Source organism: Sphingomonas sp. BL2 (assembly GCF_056680015.1).
The window spans coordinates 3367300-3384065 of the sequence record NZ_CM155261.1; the positions used below are offsets into that span (position 1 = coordinate 3367300).

The 16766-nt window shown below is 65.4% G+C and carries 16 protein-coding genes and 1 riboswitch; of the genes, 7 read left to right on the forward strand and 9 right to left on the reverse strand.

Annotation, left to right across the window (positions count from 1 at the left end; all coding sequences use genetic code 11):
• Nucleotides 1-121: 121 nt before the first annotated feature.
• Nucleotides 122-3004: a TonB-dependent receptor plug domain-containing protein gene (locus tag AC1ME3_RS15585; protein WP_480953891.1), complete on the reverse strand. Its 2883-nt coding sequence runs from the start codon at nt 3002-3004 to the stop codon at nt 122-124.
• A gap of 175 nt (nt 3005-3179) precedes the next feature.
• Here AC1ME3_RS15585 and AC1ME3_RS15590 point away from each other — a divergent pair, with 175 nt between their 5' ends.
• Genes AC1ME3_RS15590 through AC1ME3_RS15600 form a run of 3 tightly spaced genes read left to right on the forward strand, consistent with a single transcriptional unit; the run spans nt 3180 to nt 6177 of the window.
• A complete protein-coding gene (locus AC1ME3_RS15590) occupies nt 3180-4457 on the forward strand; it encodes an extracellular solute-binding protein (RefSeq protein ID WP_480953892.1) in 1278 nt (425 codons plus the stop codon).
• On the forward strand, nt 4454-5335 hold the full coding sequence (locus AC1ME3_RS15595; protein ID WP_480953893.1) for a carbohydrate ABC transporter permease: 882 nt from the start codon (nt 4454-4456) through the stop codon (nt 5333-5335). Before AC1ME3_RS15590 ends, AC1ME3_RS15595 begins: the two co-directional genes overlap by 4 nt.
• Nucleotides 5326-6177 carry a carbohydrate ABC transporter permease gene (locus tag AC1ME3_RS15600; protein ID WP_480953894.1) on the forward strand — a complete coding sequence of 284 codons (852 nt, stop codon included), beginning with the start codon at nt 5326-5328 and terminating at the stop codon, nt 6175-6177. Before AC1ME3_RS15595 ends, AC1ME3_RS15600 begins: the two co-directional genes overlap by 10 nt.
• Here AC1ME3_RS15600 and AC1ME3_RS15605 read toward each other — a convergent pair.
• Nucleotides 6138-7268: an ABC transporter ATP-binding protein gene (locus AC1ME3_RS15605; protein WP_480953895.1), complete on the reverse strand. Its 1131-nt coding sequence runs from the start codon at nt 7266-7268 to the stop codon at nt 6138-6140. The two genes, AC1ME3_RS15600 and AC1ME3_RS15605, sit on opposite strands and share 40 nt — an antisense overlap.
• 351 nt (nt 7269-7619) lie before the next feature.
• Between AC1ME3_RS15605 and AC1ME3_RS15610 the strand changes: the two genes are divergently transcribed.
• On the forward strand, nt 7620-7847 hold the full coding sequence (locus AC1ME3_RS15610; protein ID WP_480953896.1) for a hypothetical protein: 228 nt from the start codon (nt 7620-7622) through the stop codon (nt 7845-7847).
• On the opposite strand, the gene AC1ME3_RS15615 is transcribed toward AC1ME3_RS15610, so the two are convergent.
• A complete protein-coding gene (locus tag AC1ME3_RS15615) occupies nt 7844-8581 on the reverse strand; it encodes a Crp/Fnr family transcriptional regulator (protein ID WP_480953897.1) in 738 nt (245 codons plus the stop codon). The genes AC1ME3_RS15610 and AC1ME3_RS15615 overlap by 4 nt on opposite strands.
• A 306-nt stretch (nt 8582-8887) precedes the next feature.
• Nucleotides 8888-9463: a bifunctional adenosylcobinamide kinase/adenosylcobinamide-phosphate guanylyltransferase gene (gene cobU / locus AC1ME3_RS15620; RefSeq protein WP_480953898.1), complete on the reverse strand. Its 576-nt coding sequence runs from the start codon at nt 9461-9463 to the stop codon at nt 8888-8890.
• Nucleotides 9464-9557: 94 nt separating this feature from the next.
• Between cobU and AC1ME3_RS15625 the strand changes: the two genes are divergently transcribed.
• Genes AC1ME3_RS15625 through AC1ME3_RS15635 form a run of 3 tightly spaced genes read left to right on the forward strand, consistent with a single transcriptional unit; the run spans nt 9558 to nt 12905 of the window.
• A complete protein-coding gene (locus AC1ME3_RS15625; protein ID WP_480953899.1) occupies nt 9558-10532 on the forward strand; it encodes a threonine-phosphate decarboxylase in 975 nt (324 codons plus the stop codon).
• A complete protein-coding gene (gene cbiB / locus AC1ME3_RS15630; RefSeq protein WP_480953900.1) occupies nt 10525-11463 on the forward strand; it encodes an adenosylcobinamide-phosphate synthase CbiB in 939 nt (312 codons plus the stop codon). The genes AC1ME3_RS15625 and cbiB overlap by 8 nt, the downstream gene beginning before the upstream one ends.
• Complete coding sequence (locus AC1ME3_RS15635) at nt 11451-12905, forward strand: cobyric acid synthase (protein ID WP_480953901.1); 1455 nt, start codon at nt 11451-11453, stop codon at nt 12903-12905. The genes cbiB and AC1ME3_RS15635 overlap by 13 nt, the downstream gene beginning before the upstream one ends.
• Here AC1ME3_RS15635 and cobS read toward each other — a convergent pair.
• The 5 genes from cobS to cobO form a co-directional block, all read right to left on the reverse strand.
• The gene (gene cobS / locus AC1ME3_RS15640) at nt 12885-13616 is read right to left on the reverse strand and encodes an adenosylcobinamide-GDP ribazoletransferase (protein WP_480953902.1); all 732 of its coding nucleotides are present in this window, start codon (nt 13614-13616) and stop codon (nt 12885-12887) included. The genes AC1ME3_RS15635 and cobS overlap by 21 nt on opposite strands.
• Complete coding sequence (locus AC1ME3_RS15645) at nt 13613-14170, reverse strand: histidine phosphatase family protein (RefSeq protein WP_480955850.1); 558 nt, start codon at nt 14168-14170, stop codon at nt 13613-13615. Before AC1ME3_RS15645 ends, cobS begins: the two co-directional genes overlap by 4 nt.
• An 11-nt stretch (nt 14171-14181) precedes the next feature.
• The gene (gene cobT / locus AC1ME3_RS15650) at nt 14182-15195 is read right to left on the reverse strand and encodes a nicotinate-nucleotide--dimethylbenzimidazole phosphoribosyltransferase (protein ID WP_480953903.1); all 1014 of its coding nucleotides are present in this window, start codon (nt 15193-15195) and stop codon (nt 14182-14184) included.
• On the reverse strand, nt 15192-15599 hold the full coding sequence (locus AC1ME3_RS15655) for a DUF1636 domain-containing protein (protein ID WP_480953904.1): 408 nt from the start codon (nt 15597-15599) through the stop codon (nt 15192-15194). Before AC1ME3_RS15655 ends, cobT begins: the two co-directional genes overlap by 4 nt.
• A gap of 172 nt (nt 15600-15771) precedes the next feature.
• Nucleotides 15772-15965: riboswitch (cobalamin riboswitch) on the reverse strand.
• Between the two features lie 161 nt (nt 15966-16126).
• A complete protein-coding gene (gene cobO / locus AC1ME3_RS15660; RefSeq protein ID WP_480953905.1) occupies nt 16127-16732 on the reverse strand; it encodes a cob(I)yrinic acid a,c-diamide adenosyltransferase in 606 nt (201 codons plus the stop codon).
• Nucleotides 16733-16766 lie beyond the last annotated feature (34 nt).

The window sequence follows — 16766 nt, forward strand, 5'->3', positions numbered from 1 at the left end:
TTCTCAAGTAGGCAACGCACCCCTATCTATCGGGCGTTGCGGGTACACCGTCGAGGAAAAACTCGGGTAGGCGTATTGCGGCACGCTTGTTCAATGCCCGCCGGTCGTGACCAAAACCACGTCAATAGCGCAGCTTGGCGCCTGCATAGAGATAGCGGCCGACCGGTGAAATCGGCACGTTGGTCTGGAAGCCGATGTCCGGCTTCTGGTCGGCGAGGTTGTTGACTCCGCCGTAGAACGAGAAACGCTCGTTGACCGCGATGTTCGCCTGGATGTCGTGCTGCCAGAGTTCCTTGAAGCGGAAGTATCGCGGGTCGACGAGGCTAGGGTTGGCGTCGCTGTCGATCCGGGTGAAGCGGCGAACGCCGTCCTGCCAGCGCAGATTGTAGCCCAGTGTCAGCGCGCCGGCCGTCCAGCTCGGCGAGAAGTTGAAATTGTATTTGGGGCGGAAGATCTGGTCGACATTGTTCTCGATCACCGCACCCGGCGTGGCGATCTGCTCGAGCTTGTTCAGATAACCGCCGACGAAGCGGATATCGAACGCGCCGATCCGTGCGGTACGGAACCGATACGCGATGTTGAGTTCGGCGCCGGCAGTGCGGAATGCGGCGACGTTCTGAGGCTGGACGACGTAGCCATCGATGAACCCCGTGCCGCGCTGGCGGCTGATCGAGCCGCAATAGGCGTTGTCGAGCGACGGCTGGTCGACGCAGAGCTCGGCGATCGCGTTGGCATCGGGCGTGTTGATCGCGTCGCGCAGGCGGATGTCGTACCAGTCGAGACCGATCGACAGACCCGAGACCGGGCGCAGCACGACGCCAGCCGTCCATGTGCGGGCGACCTCCGCACGCAGGTCCGGATTGCCCTGTTGCGTGCCGGGGATGAAGATCGTTGCGTTCGGATTGTTCTGCGCCGTGAAGGTGGCCGGGTCGCCGCCTACGCCGGTGATCAGCGCCTGGCAGTTCGCCGCGCGGGACGGTGCGCCGAGCGTGCGATTGCTCAGATAGCACGGATCGGAGAAGAAGTTGCTGGTGCCGGTCTGCGGGCGGAAGATCTCGCCGATGTTGGGCGCGCGGACCGAGCGACCGTACGAACCACGGAAGCTAATTTCGCGGATCGGCGCGTAGATCGCGTTGAACTGGTAGGCGCGGGTCGAGCCGACCGTCGAATAGTCCGAATAGCGCCCGGCCGCGCCGACCGACAACAGGTTGGCGAAGGGCACGTCCTTCAGGAGTGGCGCGTTGAGTTCGCCGAACGCTTCCCATACATCGAAATGACCGCTCGACGGGGTTGGGATGATGTATTCGTCATATTGGTAGAATGCGTTGTCGGTAAGCGCCTGCGCGGGGCGGAAGCTACTCGATTCACGGCGATATTCGCCACCTGCCGCAAACGCGATCGGCCCGCCGGGCAGCGTAAAGACCTGTCCGAAGTCGCCGGTCAGCGAGGCGTTGGCGACGTGTTGCGTGATCCGCGCATCGCTCGCCGGGTTGCTGAGGAAATAGCCAAACGCGGCTAAATCCACCGTGTTGCCGCCGAATGTGTTGACCGGGACACAGCCCGCCGCACGCGCCTGGGCCGAGCGGCAGACGATCGTTCCCCCCGGCCCTCGCACCGCGTCGAGTGCGTTCAGGAAGCGATCGTTGAGGCGGTCGTTGAGCTTGGTCGCACGGACATCGGTCTGCCCGTAGGTGTACGACACGTCGTAGCTGGCGTGCTCCGAGATGCGGCCGGTGACGTCGACGACACCGCGATAGGTGCGGCGCCGATCCTCTTCGCCACGCCGCGGAATGTCGAAATTGTTGCGGTTGACGTCGACCGAGCCGAGACCGGCCGCGGTCGCCGCTGCAAGGATGCTCGCGGGGATGAACGGATTGTCGAGCGCGATCGTCGCGGGATAATTGCCACCATAACCGCTGAAGCTCGTCACGGTCGACTGGACGAACTTGCCCTCCAGGCTGATCTTGAACGCGTCCGACGCGTCGTAATGCGTCAGCGCATTGACCGCGTGGCGGCGGGTGCGCGGGAAGATGTCGCCGATATACCCCGCCACTGGGGTATCGTCGCCGCCGATCGAATAGCCGTCGTTCTGCAGGAAGCGGCCCGGCGTGTAGAGCGCAGCATCGCCGCGGAAAACCTGGTCGCCGATGTACACGATGCCCTGGTTCGAGCTGTACGGATAGCGCAGGTCGCCAACCGGTCCGATCTTGTAGCTGCCGGGCCGCGCGGGGTCATAGCCGTCGAGATTGACGAAATACTGGCGCTCGCCCTGCGCCAGATAGCGGCGATCGTCGTTCGCAAGCGGCTGGTCGGCGTTGTATTCATACGCCAGCGTCAGATTGCCGCGGCCATCGGCGAAGTTGCGTCCCGCGATCAGCGATGCGAACCGGTTGGCGGCATCGCCGCGGTCGGAGATGCCGAACTGGCTGCGCGCCGCGACGCCGTCGAAATTGCGCTTCAGCACGAAATTAACGACGCCCGATACGCCGTCGGCGCCGTACACCGCGGAGGTCGCGCCGGTCAGGACGTCGACTCGCTCGATCAGGTCGGTCGGGATCGCGTTGATGTCGACCGCCGCAGTATCAGGCTGGCCTGCCACGTGGCGGCGACCGTTGACGAGGACGAGCGTGCGGTTCGGACCGAGCCCACGCAAGTCGAGCAGGTTGAGGCCGACCTGCCCGAAGCTACCGTCGGCCTGGTTGCTGCCCGCGGTGCGCGTGCTGTCGAGCGAATTGGTGAGCGCCGGCACGCGCTGAAGGAAGGTCGTGACGTTGGTGTTGCCCGACTGCTGGAGGTCGGCCGCGCTGAACGATACGATCGGGTTCGGCGCTTCGTAATCGGGCCGGGCGATGCGTGATCCGGTGACGACGATCTCGCTGGCTGGATCGGCAGCGGACGTCGCGGCGGACGCATCGTTCGTCGGCGGCGTGTTCTGCGCGTTGACCGGCGTCCCGGCAAGCAGCGCGACGCTGGACAGCAGATAACGGCGGCGAAGGATGCGCATGACTTCTCTCCCTGTTCGCCGGCATTGGCCCCCGCCAGCGTTCGTTATGCTCGGCTTAGGCGCAACGTCGGCGGCGGAGCAAGCATCTCGGCTGCGCAAACCCAGCCAAGGCATTAACCTGGCGCAATTTTCTCGTCATTATCGGGTCGAAATGGGGGTGGCGTGACACGCCGCAATGCGCCACGATCCTGCGATGGGGGAGCATGCGCAGGACTGGACGCGGAGGGGTGCATTGGCGCTCCTGCCGACGCTGGGTCTGGCGGCCTGTACCGGCACGCGCGGCCCCGAACCGCTAAAATTCTGGGCGATGAGTTACGAGGGCGATTATTCGCCGATGCTGATGCCGGCCTTCACCGCCGCGACCGGGATAGCGGTCGACGTGCAATCTCTGCCCGCGACCGCGAGCCACGAGAAGTTGCTGACCGCACAAGCTGGCGACGCCATGCCCGACGTGCTAATGCTGTATAACGGTTGGGTGCAGGAGTTCGCGACGATCGGCGCGATCGCCCCAATCCCTTCGCCCGCTCTGGTCGGCGACATGTTTCCCGGGGTGCTCGACGCGACGAGAGTCCGTGGCCGCGACTTTGCCGTACCTTGGTCGGTCGCCCCGCAGATCCAGTTCTACCGTCGGGATATCCTCGCCAGGGCAGGCTATGCGGAGCCTGCCGAGGATTGGGACGGCTGGCTCCGCATGGGTCGTGCAGTTAAGCGACAACGGCCCGACGATTTCGTGTTCATGCTGCTGCTCAACTGGCCGGACACGCTCATCACGATGCTTAGCCAGACCGGCGCGACGATGCTCCGCGACCACGATACGCGCGGCAATTTCCAGACGACGGAGGCAAAGGCCGCGTTCGCCTATTACGCGCGGATCTTCGCCGAGGGGCTCGCACCGAAAGCACTCTCGACCGAGATCCAGGACCCGGTTGCGGCCTTCGCGCAGGGCTATTTTGCGATCTGGCCGACCGGGCCGACGACGTTGCTCGATCTTCACCGCCGCGCCGCGGAGATCCCCGCCGCGCGTTGGGGGACGGCACGGCTCGCCGGTCCGCATGGGCTCAGCGCGGTATCGGGGCTGAGTACCAGCCTGTGCGTGTCCGCCTCGACGTCGCGCCCAGCCGAGGCGTGGGCACTGGTCCGCCATCTCAGTTCGCCGGCAAGCGAACTCCGCTACCAGAATATGATCGGCAATCTTCCCGCCCGTCTGAGCGCCTGGTCCTCCCCACAACTGCGCGCACCGATACTCGCACCGTTCAAGGAGCAGATGCGCTTTCCCGCCGCCGCGCCGAAAGTAATCGAGTGGGAGCGGATCAAGCTGGAGATCCAGTTCGCCGCCGAGCGCGTCGTGCGTGGCGTCCAGACGATTCCGCAGGCGCTCGCCGGTCTCGACACGCGCGTCGATCAGTTGCTCGCCAAGCGCCGCGCGCTGGTCGAGGCGGGGACGCTCGCATGACCCGACAAGAACGCGCCGCCTGGCTGTTCTCGGCGCCGGTGCTCGCGATCATCGCGCTGGTCTTCGTCATCCCGACCGCACTGGCGATGACGTTATCCGTCACCGACTACTCGATCTACGCGCTCGCCGACTGGGCGAACTTGCGCTTCGTCGGGCTGGGGAATTTCATCGACCTGTTCTCGACGCCGCTGTTCTGGCGCGCATTGGCGAACACCGCAGTGTTCGCGGTGCTCGGCGTGCCGATGGCGATCGGTACGTCGTTGGCGGTCGCATTGCTGCTGAACGATGCCACCGTGCGGTGGAAGCCGCTGTGGCGCGTGCTGCTGTTCGCGCCCTACGTCACCAGCATTGTCGCGACCGCGGTGGTGTGGCGGTTCCTGTTCAACGAACGCTCTGGGCTTATCAACCGTGCGTTGGCGACGGTCGGGGCAGCACCGGTCGACTGGCTGGGCAACCCGCATACCTCGATTCCGGCGATCCTGATCTTCGTCACCTGGAAGATCTACGGCTACAACATGATCGTCTTCACCGCCGCGCTGTCCGCGGTGTCGCAGGACCTGATGGAGGCCGCACGGCTCGACGGCGCCGGCCGCTGGGGCCGCTTCCGCCACGTCACCCTCCCCGCGATCGGCCCGACGTTGCTGCTCGCCGCAGTGATGAGCGTCGCGGGCTTCCTCCAGATTTTCGCCGAGCCCTATGTCATGACGCTTGGTGGCCCTGCGCAGAGCACGACGACGATCCTGTATTTCATGTTCGACGAAGGCTTCAAATGGTGGAACCTGGGCCAGGCGAGCGCGGTCGCGTTCGTGCTGTTCCTGATGATCCTCGCGCTGACGATGGTCCAGACGCGGATCGGGAGGCGCTACGAATGGCTCTGATGAAACCGCGTGCGATCCTCGCAAATGCGCTCGTCGCGCTGCTGACCGCGCTGACGATCGCGCCGCTGCTCTACATGGTGGTGGTGTCGTTCATGCCGCGCGGCGAATCGAGCAACCTCCCGACGCCACTCTGGCCATCGCATTGGTCGCTGGAGAACTACCATGAGCTCCTCGTCCGGCGGCTGATCGACGGCGCGTGGTTCGACTACCGGATCGTCCCCGCATTGTTAAACAGCGTCGCGATCGCTGCGATCTCGACGCTACTTGGACTGCTGCTGACGGTGCCGGCCGGCTACGCTTTCGCCAAGCTCCGCTTCCGCGGACGCGAGCGGCTGCTCAAGATCCTGATCGCGTCGCTGGTTGTACCGGGGCAGGTCGCGATGCTGCCGCTGTTCCTGATCTTCAAACAACTCGGGTTGGTCAACAGCTATGCGGGCGTCATCCTGCCTAGCCTTGCAGGTATCTTCGCGATCCTGTTCGTGCGGCAGGCGACGCTCGCGATACCCGATGAGATGATCGACGCGGCCCGGATCGACGGCGCGAGCGAGGCGCGGATCTTCGTGACCATCGTCCTCCCGCTCCTTACCCCCATCGTCGTCACGCTGGCGCTGTTCATGTTCCTCGGCTCGTGGAACGACTTCCTCTGGCCGTTGATCGTACTTTCCGACCAGCATCTCTACACGCTGCCAGTCGCGGTCGCGGCAATCGCGCGCGAGCATTCGGCGGACGGCGAACTGATGATGGCTGCGGCGGTCATCACGACGATGCCGGTGCTACTGCTGTTCCTCGCGATGCAGCGTTATTATCTTACTGGACTGCTAGGCGGCAGCTTGAAGGGATAGGCGCGGCCATCGGCACCGAACACATGCGCGTCCTCGGCCGCGACGCCGACGCGCAACGTCTCGCCGAGCGTCACCGACCGATCGCCCGGCAACTGCGCAACGATCGTATCCGCCGCCCCGCGTGCGCCGAGATGCGCGAACGACAACGGCCCGAGCCGCTCAAACAGTTCGACCGCTCCAACGAACGGCCCTGCGTCATCTACGCGCAGATGTTCGGGCCGGACGCCGAGCGTGACTGCCGCGCCTACCGCATCCTCCGGGACGATCGCGCCGGTCCTCACCGTCTCACCGCCTGCCAGTCTTACCGTCGTGCCGTCAGCATCGACCGACGCGATCGTCGCCGCCAGCAGGTTCATCCCGGGCGAGCCAATCGCCGCGGCGACCGCCAGGCTCGCCGGTCGCCGGTACACGTCGATGGGCGGCCCGACCTGCTCGACACGCCCCTCGCTCATCACAACGATGCGGTTGGCGAGCGTCATCGCCTCGAGTTGATCGTGCGTCACGTAGATCATCGTAGCGCCAAGCTGCTGATGCAGCCGCGCAAACTCGTGCCGCATGCGCGCGCGAAGATTGGCGTCGAGGTTCGACAACGGCTCGTCGAGCAACAACACCTTGGGTCGCCGCACCACAGCGCGGGCGATCGACACGCGCTGGCGTTGCCCGCCCGACAACGCACGCGGCCGCCGATCGAGTAACTCGGACAGGTCGAGCATAGCCGCGACCTCCGCAACTCGCTCGGCAATCTCCTGCTTGGCGACCTTCGCAACCTTCAACGGAAACGCAATGTTCTTGGCGACCGTGAGGTGTGGATAAAGCGCGTAGGACTGGAACACCATTGCCAGCCCGCGATCCGATGGGGCAGCATTGGTCACATCGCGGCCGCCGATCGCTACCCGCCCCGCGCTTGGTACTTCCAGTCCTGCAATCATTCGTAAGAGCGTCGATTTGCCGCACCCCGATGGCCCTACGAGGACTACAAACTCGCCCCCTTCAATCACGAGATCGGTCGGTTGAAGAACCGTTACGTCGCCGTAGCGCTTGGAAAGTCCGCTGATCTCGACGCCCGCCACTGCATGTCCTCTGATGCCCACGCCCCTCGGTAGCTGCACGGCATGTGTTGAGCAAAGCCCTTGTGTTTGCGCCTATTGTTCACGTGCCGATAGAGGAGCAAACTGGTTCTTCCGCCACCAGGAATAGCGGGCGCATCCAGTCAGCCTCGGTGACGTGGTCGCTGGTCAAGTTTGCATGACGATGGTCACGCCGTGCAGGTGCTCACGGCTAGTAGCCCTAGGCTGGTGACCTTGCGGCAACTGTGGCGCTGGCAATGCGGCAAATCGTTTAAGATGACCGATCCTGTCGGGTTAATTTACAGTTAACTATATCATGTTATCCGAAAACGGTGGATTGCCGGCGTTGGCATGAACTTTGCGTAGTATCTTTCCATGTGGAAACGTTTTTCGCGCCTGTTCATCATCAAGACCAAGTTCGAGGCTTTCCTCGTCATCTACGGCCTCGGCGTTGGCGCGGTCGAACGCGGGATGCATTATCTCCAGCAATATCCCGGATACGGCGGCTGGCTGCTGTTCGCCGCCTGCCCGATCGCCGTCTTCATGGCTGGTGGGCGGATTATCGATTCGGTCGATCACGCGCACCAACGATCGGACCGTTAGCTGGTCTGTTGCGCGAGATGCAGGTAGCGGCTCGAAAAGTCTGCGAGTTCGCGTAGCGCATTCCACTGCGGAAAGCTGATCCGGCGACGATTGCGCCCGATCAGTCCATCCGCCTCGAGCGACTTTATCGTGCGGTTCACATGTACCGCCGTCAGTCCGAGCGCATCGCCGAGTTGCTCCTGGCTCATCGGCAATTCATAGCCATCGGCGCCGGTCAGCCCCTGCATGTCCAGACGGATCGCGAATTCGCACAGGAAATGCGCCAGCCGCGACCGCGCATCGCGGCGACCGATGTTCAGAATCCATTCGCGAAAGATCGATCCCTCGACCAATGTATTTACGAAGATCGCGTTGCTGATCGCCGCACGGTTCCGCGCCAGTTCGCGCAGCGCCGATCGCGGGATCGTCGCAACTTCCGCGCGGGTCAGCGTCTGAACGTTGTGGTCCGCGACGTCGAGGAACAGATGCTGGAAGTCGAGCGGCTCACCGGGGATGTGCAGCGACACGATCTGTCGCATGCCGGCGCCGGTCAGCTTCTGGCGATACGCGAACCCCGACAACAGTACCGCGCATTGATCCGGCGCATCGCCTTCGCGCACGAGGTAGGAGGACGGCTCGAACGTGCGAAGGGTATATGGCAGCGCGAGCAGCGCCTTGCGATCGCCGTCGTCCAGCACAGCGTGCGTTTCCAACTTCCGAACCATCAGCGCCAAGGGGCTGAGCGTCGTAGCCATGAGAGTAATCCCGCAAAATTCGGGGCGGGAGCACATGCATCTCTCGGTCGTCAGGGCCCAAAAATCGGCTGGCGATAAGCTCTTTTAACATAGCTAGAACGGAAATGTTTTAATTAATGTTTGAGCGGACCGATCTGCTCCAATTAATTTTAGGGTCGCACAAATAAAATTAAAAATATCGGTTTCACGATCTGCCGATCATATTGTCGAAATTCGAGATACTAAAAACCAGATCAGTTTTTTTTATCGCACAAATGATCGCTTCCGGGCGTCGCGAATACTTGCTTAACGCGAAAGAGATGATCGCTAGTCACTCTGAGATGTATAATCTGCGTTCGGCGTCTTCCAGCGCTGAACCAACCCGGCCATGACGATGTCGACGGAATCGACCTCCGCGGCGATCCGCTGATGCAGCAACCCTGCCGCATCCCGGAAACGCCGGGCCAACACATTGTCCGGGACAATACCCAATCCGACTTCGTTCGACACAAGGATGACGCGGCCTTCCAACCGCGCGATCGTCTCGGCCAGATCGTCCACGCGCGCGGCGATAGCCTCGTCGGCTAGCAGCAGGTTCGACACCCACAGGGTCAGGCAATCGACCAGCATCACGACGTCCGGGCCGTCTTCGCTCTTCAGCGCCTCGCCAAGCGCCAGCGGAGCCTCGACCGTCCGCCACCGATCGTCACGGTCGGCGCGGTGACGCGCGATCCGATCCTCCATCTCGCCGTCGAACGCCTGCGCGGTCGCGATATAGACGAGGCGCGTCGCGTGGTCCGTCGCCGCGGCTTCGGCCAAGCCTTGCGCGTGGCGGCTTTTCCCCGAACGCGCGCCGCCCAGCACGAACAGGCTTTTTCCGAACGGCGTCCCGACCGATTGCACCCTACCGTTTCCTTCACGCTTGCTCGACGGGCCCGGAATGACGATGACGCTCAGAAGATCAAGCGAAAGCCCGCGGGCCCGAGTGAAAGACAGTATGAACGCCCTGCGCATCCACGGTGGACGGACCGACCTCGCCGCCGTCCACTATCCGGATGCGCCGCGACCCTGGCTCGACCTGTCGACCGGCATCAACCCCTGCGCGTGGCCTACCGATAGTGTCCCGACGGTCGATCTGCACAGCCTCCCCTCGCCCGCCGCGATCGCCGATCTGGAAGCCTCCGCTGCTGCCGTATTCGGCACAACCGCGGACCGGATCGTCGCGTTGCCCGGCAGTGAACTCGGTCTGCGAATGCTGGCCGCACTGGACCTGCCTACCCCCGCCCGGTTCGTCGTGCCGAGCTACGCCACGCATGCCGAAGCAATCGTCGGCACCGTTCCGATACCGCGAGATGCGATCGGGACGGTCGCAGACGGCACGCTGTTGCTGGCCAACCCCAACAATCCCGACGGCCAGCGCGACACGCCGCAACGCCTGCTGACGATCGCCCGCAGCGGTGCCTTCCTGATCGTGGACGAAGCGTTTGCCGACGTCGCGCCCGAATCGAGCCTCATCCCCCTGCTCTGCCCCGACGATCGCGCGATCGTGTTCCGGTCGTTCGGCAAATTCTTCGGCCTGCCCGGCCTACGGCTCGGGTTCATGATCGGGCCGCCGGAACACGTGGCCGTTATGCGCCAGCGGCTCGGCAGCTGGCCGATATCGGCGCACGCCGTGGCCTATGGCATCGCCGCCTACCGAGACGCCGAATGGATCGCCGCCGCGCGGGTCTCGATCGTTGAACGCGCCAAGAGGCTCGACACGATGTTGGCACGCCATGGCCTCCAGGCCCGCGGCGATTGCGCGTTGTTCCGGCTGATCGAGACCGACACGGCACCCGCGCTGTTCGAACGGCTTGCACAGGTCGGCATCCTCACCCGCACTTTCGATCACTCGCCCCGCTGGCTGCGTATGGGCGTCCCGGGCAGCGACGACGCCTTTGCACGGCTCGACGAGGCGCTTGGCGGTGGTTGAGCCGGTCGCCGTGCTGGCGATCATCATAGACGCGGCGGTCGGCTGGCCGGCGCCACTCTATGCGCGGATCGGTCATCCGGTCGGCGGTTTCGCGCGAATGATCGGATGGGCCGAGACGCGCTGGAACCGCCCTACGCTATCGGACACGTTCCGCCGTGCCGCCGGTGTCGTAACGATCGTTGCACTCATCGCAGTGGCGGTCGGCGTCGCGCTCGCTGCGACTTCCCTCGTGCGGCTCGTTCTTGGTCCCATGACCTGGATCGCGATCGGCTTGATGGCGGCGCCCGGCCTCGCGATCCGCAGCCTGTACGACCATGTCGTGCCGGTCGCGCGCGCCCTTGAAACCGGTGACCTCGAAGCCGCACGCGCCCGCGTCGCGATGATCGTCGGCCGGGACGTCGCGACACTCGACGAAACGGGCGTCGCGCGCGCCGCTATCGAGAGTCTCGCGGAAAGCGTCTGCGACGGCGTCGTCGCGCCGCTGTTCTGGCTACTGGTCGCCGGCCTGCCGGGCCTCTGGGCGTACAAGGCGATCAACACCGCGGACAGTCTGATCGGACACCGCGAGGACCGGTGGCGTGCATTCGGCTGGGCGGCGGCACGGACCGACGACGTCGCCAACCTCATCCCCGCGCGTATCAGCGGCGTTTTGCTTTGCATTGCCGGCTGGGGCGGTTGGCGGACGATGGTACGCGATGCCGCGAACCATGCCTCGCCCAACGCAGGGTGGCCCGAGGCGGCGATGGCCGGCGCGCTGGGCCTTCGTCTTGCCGGACCGATCGCCTATGACGGTGTCATCACTGCCAAACCCTATATCGGCGAAGGTCGCAGCGACGTAACCGCCACAGACCTCCGCGCGGCGCTCGGCATCTATCGTCGGGCCTGCATCCTTCTCCTCGTCATCGTCGGAGTACTCGCATGGCCGCTCTGATGCTCCAGGGCACCGGCTCCGACGTCGGCAAGTCGGTACTCGTCGCGGGACTGTGCCGCGCATTTGCGAACCGTGGCCTGTCGGTCCGCCCGTTCAAACCGCAGAACATGTCGAACAACGCCGCCGTAACCGCCGACGGTGGCGAGATCGGCCGCGCGCAGGCGACGCAGGCGATCGCGTGTCGGGTCGAGCCCAGCGTCGACATGAACCCGGTTCTGCTGAAGCCGCAGGGTGATCGCACGTCGCAGCTGATCGTCCGCGGGCAGGTCCGCGGTACGCTCGCCGCCGCGCGCTGGCGCGAGGGCCGCGAAGGATTGCTCGTCGACGTGCTCGACAGTTTCACACGACTGTCGGCAAGCTGCGATCTCGTCGTCGTCGAAGGCGCAGGCAGCCCAGCGGAGATCAACCTGCGCGCAGGCGACATCGCCAACATGGGGTTCGCCCGCGCCGCCAATGTCCCCGTGATCCTGGTTGGCGATATCGATCGCGGCGGGGTGATTGCCTCGATCGTCGGCACGCGCGCGGTGATCGACCCTGCCGACGCGGCGATGATCCACGGCTTCCTCGTCAACAAGTTCCGCGGCGATCCCGCACTGTTCGACGACGGCTATCGCGCGATCGAGGCACGTAGCGGATGGCGCGGCTACGGCGTCGTACCGTGGCTAGCGGACGCCACACGGCTGCCCAGCGAGGACGCCGTCATCCTCGAACGCCCCGTCGTCAGTGCGGAACGGCGCGTAACGATCGCCTGCCCGATTACGCCAAGGATCGCCAATTTCGACGACCTTGACCCGCTTCGCCTCGAACCTGGCGTCGCACTCGTGATGGTCCCGCCCGGCACGGCGATCTCCGAGGCGGACATGATCGTGCTTGCGGGCTCGAAAGCCACGATCCCCGATCTCGCCTTCCTGCGCGCGCAAGGCTGGGATATCGACATCCTGGCGCATCACCGCCGGGGAAAACCTGTGCTGGGGCTCTGCGGCGGCTACCAGATGCTGGGTCGCAGCATCGCCGATCCCCACGGTATCGAAGGCGCGGCGACGACGATCGCGGGGCTGGGGCTACTCGATATCGACACTGTTCTAACGGCGACGAAGACGCTAGAGCGGATCGAGGGGATCGCCAAGGGCGCGCGCTTCGAAGGCTATGAGATGCACATGGGCGCGACGACCGGCGGCGACCTGAACCGCCCCGTCGGTCACCGTGCCGACGGCAGCGCGGAGGGTGCGACAAGCGCCGACGGACTGGTCCATGGGAGCTACGTCCACGGCCTGTTCGGGCTTGCCGAGCAACGCGCGGCGTGGCTGGCGCGGCTCGGCGTCGACGCGGTCGGACCTGACCATGCGGCCTCGATTGATGCCGCGCTCGACGCGATCGCAGCGACGCTCGAACGTCATCTCGACCTCGATGCGATGCTCGACCTAGCCCAGCGCGCCGGCTGACGCACCGGCGATCGCAAAAGCGAGCAGGACGCCGGTCTCGACGAGCTCGATCCCCGCCCCGTGCGCGTCTCCGGTGATACCTCCCAATTTACGCCGCAACCATGCCGCGACGGCCAGTATCAGGAGCGGAACCGCCAACATCGCGGGAGCCGCGACGGCAGCTAGCGCCAGGAGGAGCGCCCAGCCGATCAGGTCGCGCAATCGGACTGCGCCGGCGACCGCGGCGCCCAATCCGCCCGCCCGCAACGGCGGCAACAGCACTGCCCAGGCCAGCGGCCCCATCCTCGCAGCAAACGGTACCAGGATGACCAGCCACCACGCCGTCAGCCCGACCGCGTGCAGCAAAACCAGCTTGGCGATCATCTGGGCGACAATCGCGACGACGCCGAAGCTGCCGATATGCGGATCGGCCATCACCGCGAGCAACCGCGTCCGATCGCCATGCGCTGCGCCCAGTCCGTCAGCGAGATCGGCCAGCCCGTCGAGGTGCAATGCGCCCGTGACGGCGATCCACGTCAGCAATGCGGCGCACGCGCCGGTCCAGGGGTCGACCAGCGCGCCTACCCAGCCCGCCGCGGCGACCAACGCACCGAGGGCCAGCCCCACGAGCGGATAGCACCGGATCGCCGCGGCAAAGTCGTTCGCCCCGGCCTCGACGCGCGGCATCGGCAGGCGCGTCAGGAAACCGAACGCGATGACCAACTGCTTCACGTCGCCAGCCCGACGATCTGCACCGTCCGATCCAACCCGGGCCAGATCCGCAACGACACAAGCGCGGCATAAGGCAGGTCGAACGCCCATGTCTGGCGACGATCGAACCCGCACAGGTCCGCCAGCGCCGCCCGGATTGCGCCACCGTGCGTGACGACCAACGTCGGCACCGGCGGAAGTACCGCCAAGGCATTGCCGACCCGGTCCAGCAACGACGACCATCGCTCACCGTCCGGCGGCGGGGCGGCGTCCGGATCGTCTTGGAACCGCGCGAAGGCCGCCGGATCGATATCGGCGGGACGCATTCCGTCCCACGCTCCAAAGTCGAGTTCACGCCACCGTCGATCGGCCTCGCCGACGATGCCCCGCGCGCTGCCGATCGCCGTCGCGCAATCGCGTGTACGCTTCAGGTCGGACGAGACGATCGCGGCAACCTCCAGCCCTGCGGATCGCTGGACGCATGCCGCAACGCCGGCCTCCGTTACCGGTTCGTCCGTTCGCCCCAGCAACAGGCCTTCGCGGACGGGAGCACCATGCCGCATCAGGTACAGCATGTGCGAACCGGTCACGCGACTGAGACCCCCGCCTCGGCAAAGGTCGCCATCTCGTCATGCGCCGCCAGCGCCGCGCGAACGAGCAAGGCCGCAGTCGCCGCGCCGCTTCCCTCGCCGAGCCGCATGCCTAGCGACAGCAGAGGATCGAGCCCCAATGCTCGCAACAGGCGCGCATGACCCGGCTCGGCCGACACGTGGCCGGCAAGACAATGTGCGAGGATATCCGGGCACGCAGCGGCGATCGGCGCGACCGCGGCACAGCATATGAAGCCATCGAGCATGACGGGTACGCCTGCGAGACGCGCAGCGATGACCGCGCCTGCGATCGCCGCAAGTTCACGACCGCCAAGCCTGCGTAGCGTCTCGAACGGCGTGCTCAGTGCGTCCCGGTGCAGCGCCAGCCCGGCCTCCACGGTCGCGATCTTGCGGGCCATGCCGTCGTCGTCGACTCCGGTACCGGGCCCGACCCAGTCGCGTGCCGATCCATCGAAGCTGGCGAGGCACAGCGCGGCGGCGGAGGTCGAGTTGCCGATCCCCATTTCGCCGAGCACGATCAGATCGGGCGCGTCCGCAACGACGGCGGCGCCCGCGTTGATCGCCGCGAGGCATTCCTCCTCCGACATCGCCGGGGCGACCGTGAAATCGACCGTCGGCCGGTCGAGGTCGAGCGGGACGACTCTGAGATCGAGCCCCGCCGCGCGCGACAGCGCGTTGATCGCCGCGCCGCCATGTTCGAAATTGGCCACCATCTGCGCGGTGACGGAGGCCGGAAACGCACTGACGCCGCGATCGACGATGCCGTGATTACCCGCGAAGATCACCACCCGGCCGCGATCGAGCTGCGGGCGTTCATGGCCTTGCCAGCCGGCCATGAATACGGCAATCTCTTCCAACCGCCCGAGCGAGCCCGGCGGCTTGGTCAGTTCGCCCTGCCGCGCCACTGCCGCCAATCGAGCAGCTTCGTCCGGCTGCGGCAACGCGCTCAAGGATGATAGAAATGCCCCGGCCGTCGGAAAAAAGGTCATTCCACGACGAACCCGGCAGGCGGCGTGCGGGTGATGAAATGGCCCTTCACGCCCTGCGGCCATTGCTTGAACGGCACCTGCCCGAATGCGCTCTCGCCGTAGAGCCGTGCGTAATCCAGGATCGCGCGCGCGGCGTCTTCGGTGGGCTCGAACCGGCCGAGCACATAGCCGACCTTGGCGGGTGCGCGCAGGTGGATCGTGCAGAAGTCCTGGCACGCGAACAGGCACGGCATCTCCTGCACCGCGACGTCGGCATAGGCGGCATCGCTCGCCTGCACTGTCTTCAGCGCGCTCACCAGCCGCGCGCCGCCGCGCTGACCGTGCTCGTCGTCGCGGGCATCGGTGGAATGGCGGCACGTATTGCACGCGACCACCGCGACGCCGTCCTCGACCGGCTTCAGCATGTCCGTTCCAGAACGATCTTAGAATGATGTGAACTTGGCATAGGAACCCCTTCGGACAGTCGGTCCCGCACCGCACGAAGAGCAAAAGGCGCACGCCTCCAGCCTCCGCGCGACGCGAAGCGATGTCGTCGCTCGGGGTGTTCCCCGTCCGTTCGGCGCACCCTGGCCGGACGAAAGACGACCGCGACGGGCAGGTCTCCTGGCTCGCGGGTCAACGCCGTCCGCACCGCCTTCTCGGGAGTATCCCAATGGCATGAGGCACGATGGCTCGCCGCGTACAGTTGCAGGGGCAGCCGGGTGTTTCCCGTTCCCATTTTCATCCCCCTCCGCGCGAACGTTGGGGGAACCTGTCGCGCGAGAAGCGATAGGCGTACGATCGACCGCAGACAAGCAGCCTCTAATCCTCCCCTGACAGGGGAGGTGGCAGCCCGTTTGGGCTGACGGAGGGGTGACCCGCCATCGAGATCGCAACACCCCTCCGTCTGGCAAGCGCCAGCCACCTCCCCTGCAAGGGGAGGATCAAGAAGTCAGAACTCCACGCCCGCCTGCGCCTTCACCCCCGACCGGAACGGATGCTTCACCTGCGTCATCTCGGTTACCAGGTCCGCCATCTCGATCAGCGCATCCGGCGCATTCCGCCCGGTCACCACGACATGCGTCATCTCCGGCTTGCCCGCCAGTACCGCCAGCACCTCGTCCACCGGCAGATACTCATACCGCAAGACGATGTTCAGCTCATCCGCCACCACCATCGCATAGGACGGATCAGCGATCATCCGCTTGACCTCGTCCCACGCCTCCCGCGCCACGGCGATGTCGCGCGCACGATCCTGCGTGTCCCAGGTGAAGCCCTCCCCCATCGGCTTGAACTCGCAAAGCTCCGGGAACGCGTCGAAGATGACCTTCTCGCCAGTCGCCATCGCGCCCTTGACGAACTGCACCACGCCGACCTTGCGGCCATGCCCGATCATCCGCACCGCCATGCCGAACGCGGCGGTCGACTTGCCCTTGCCCTTGCCGGTGTGGACGATGACCAGCCCCTTCTCGATCGTCTTGCTCGCGACGATCTTATCGTGGACCTCCTTCCGCTTGGCGCTCTTGGCATTCTGCTCGTCGTCGGTCCGCATGATCATGTCCTCTCCCGCACCCGATGGCGGATCGCGCCGT

What these genes read in the sequence shown, in the direction of transcription:
- AC1ME3_RS15625 (WP_480953899.1), top strand. Translation starts at nt 9,558, where the DNA reads ATGAACGCCCTGCGCATCCACGGTGGACGGACCGACCTCGCCGCCGTC.
- AC1ME3_RS15655 (WP_480953904.1), bottom strand. Translation starts at nt 15,599, where the DNA reads ATGCTGAAGCCGGTCGAGGACGGCGTCGCGGTGGTCGCGTGCAATACG.
- AC1ME3_RS15600 (WP_480953894.1), top strand. Translation starts at nt 5,326, where the DNA reads ATGGCTCTGATGAAACCGCGTGCGATCCTCGCAAATGCGCTCGTCGCG.
- AC1ME3_RS15585 (WP_480953891.1), bottom strand. Translation starts at nt 3,004, where the DNA reads ATGCGCATCCTTCGCCGCCGTTATCTGCTGTCCAGCGTCGCGCTGCTT.
- AC1ME3_RS15590 (WP_480953892.1), top strand. Translation starts at nt 3,180, where the DNA reads ATGCGCCACGATCCTGCGATGGGGGAGCATGCGCAGGACTGGACGCGG.
- AC1ME3_RS15595 (WP_480953893.1), top strand. Translation starts at nt 4,454, where the DNA reads ATGACCCGACAAGAACGCGCCGCCTGGCTGTTCTCGGCGCCGGTGCTC.
- cobT (WP_480953903.1), bottom strand. Translation starts at nt 15,195, where the DNA reads ATGACCTTTTTTCCGACGGCCGGGGCATTTCTATCATCCTTGAGCGCG.
- AC1ME3_RS15645 (WP_480955850.1), bottom strand. Translation starts at nt 14,170, where the DNA reads ATGCTGTACCTGATGCGGCATGGTGCTCCCGTCCGCGAAGGCCTGTTG.
- AC1ME3_RS15635 (WP_480953901.1), top strand. Translation starts at nt 11,451, where the DNA reads ATGGCCGCTCTGATGCTCCAGGGCACCGGCTCCGACGTCGGCAAGTCG.
- AC1ME3_RS15615 (WP_480953897.1), bottom strand. Translation starts at nt 8,581, where the DNA reads ATGGCTACGACGCTCAGCCCCTTGGCGCTGATGGTTCGGAAGTTGGAA.
- cobO (WP_480953905.1), bottom strand. Translation starts at nt 16,732, where the DNA reads ATGATCATGCGGACCGACGACGAGCAGAATGCCAAGAGCGCCAAGCGG.
- AC1ME3_RS15610 (WP_480953896.1), top strand. Translation starts at nt 7,620, where the DNA reads ATGTGGAAACGTTTTTCGCGCCTGTTCATCATCAAGACCAAGTTCGAG.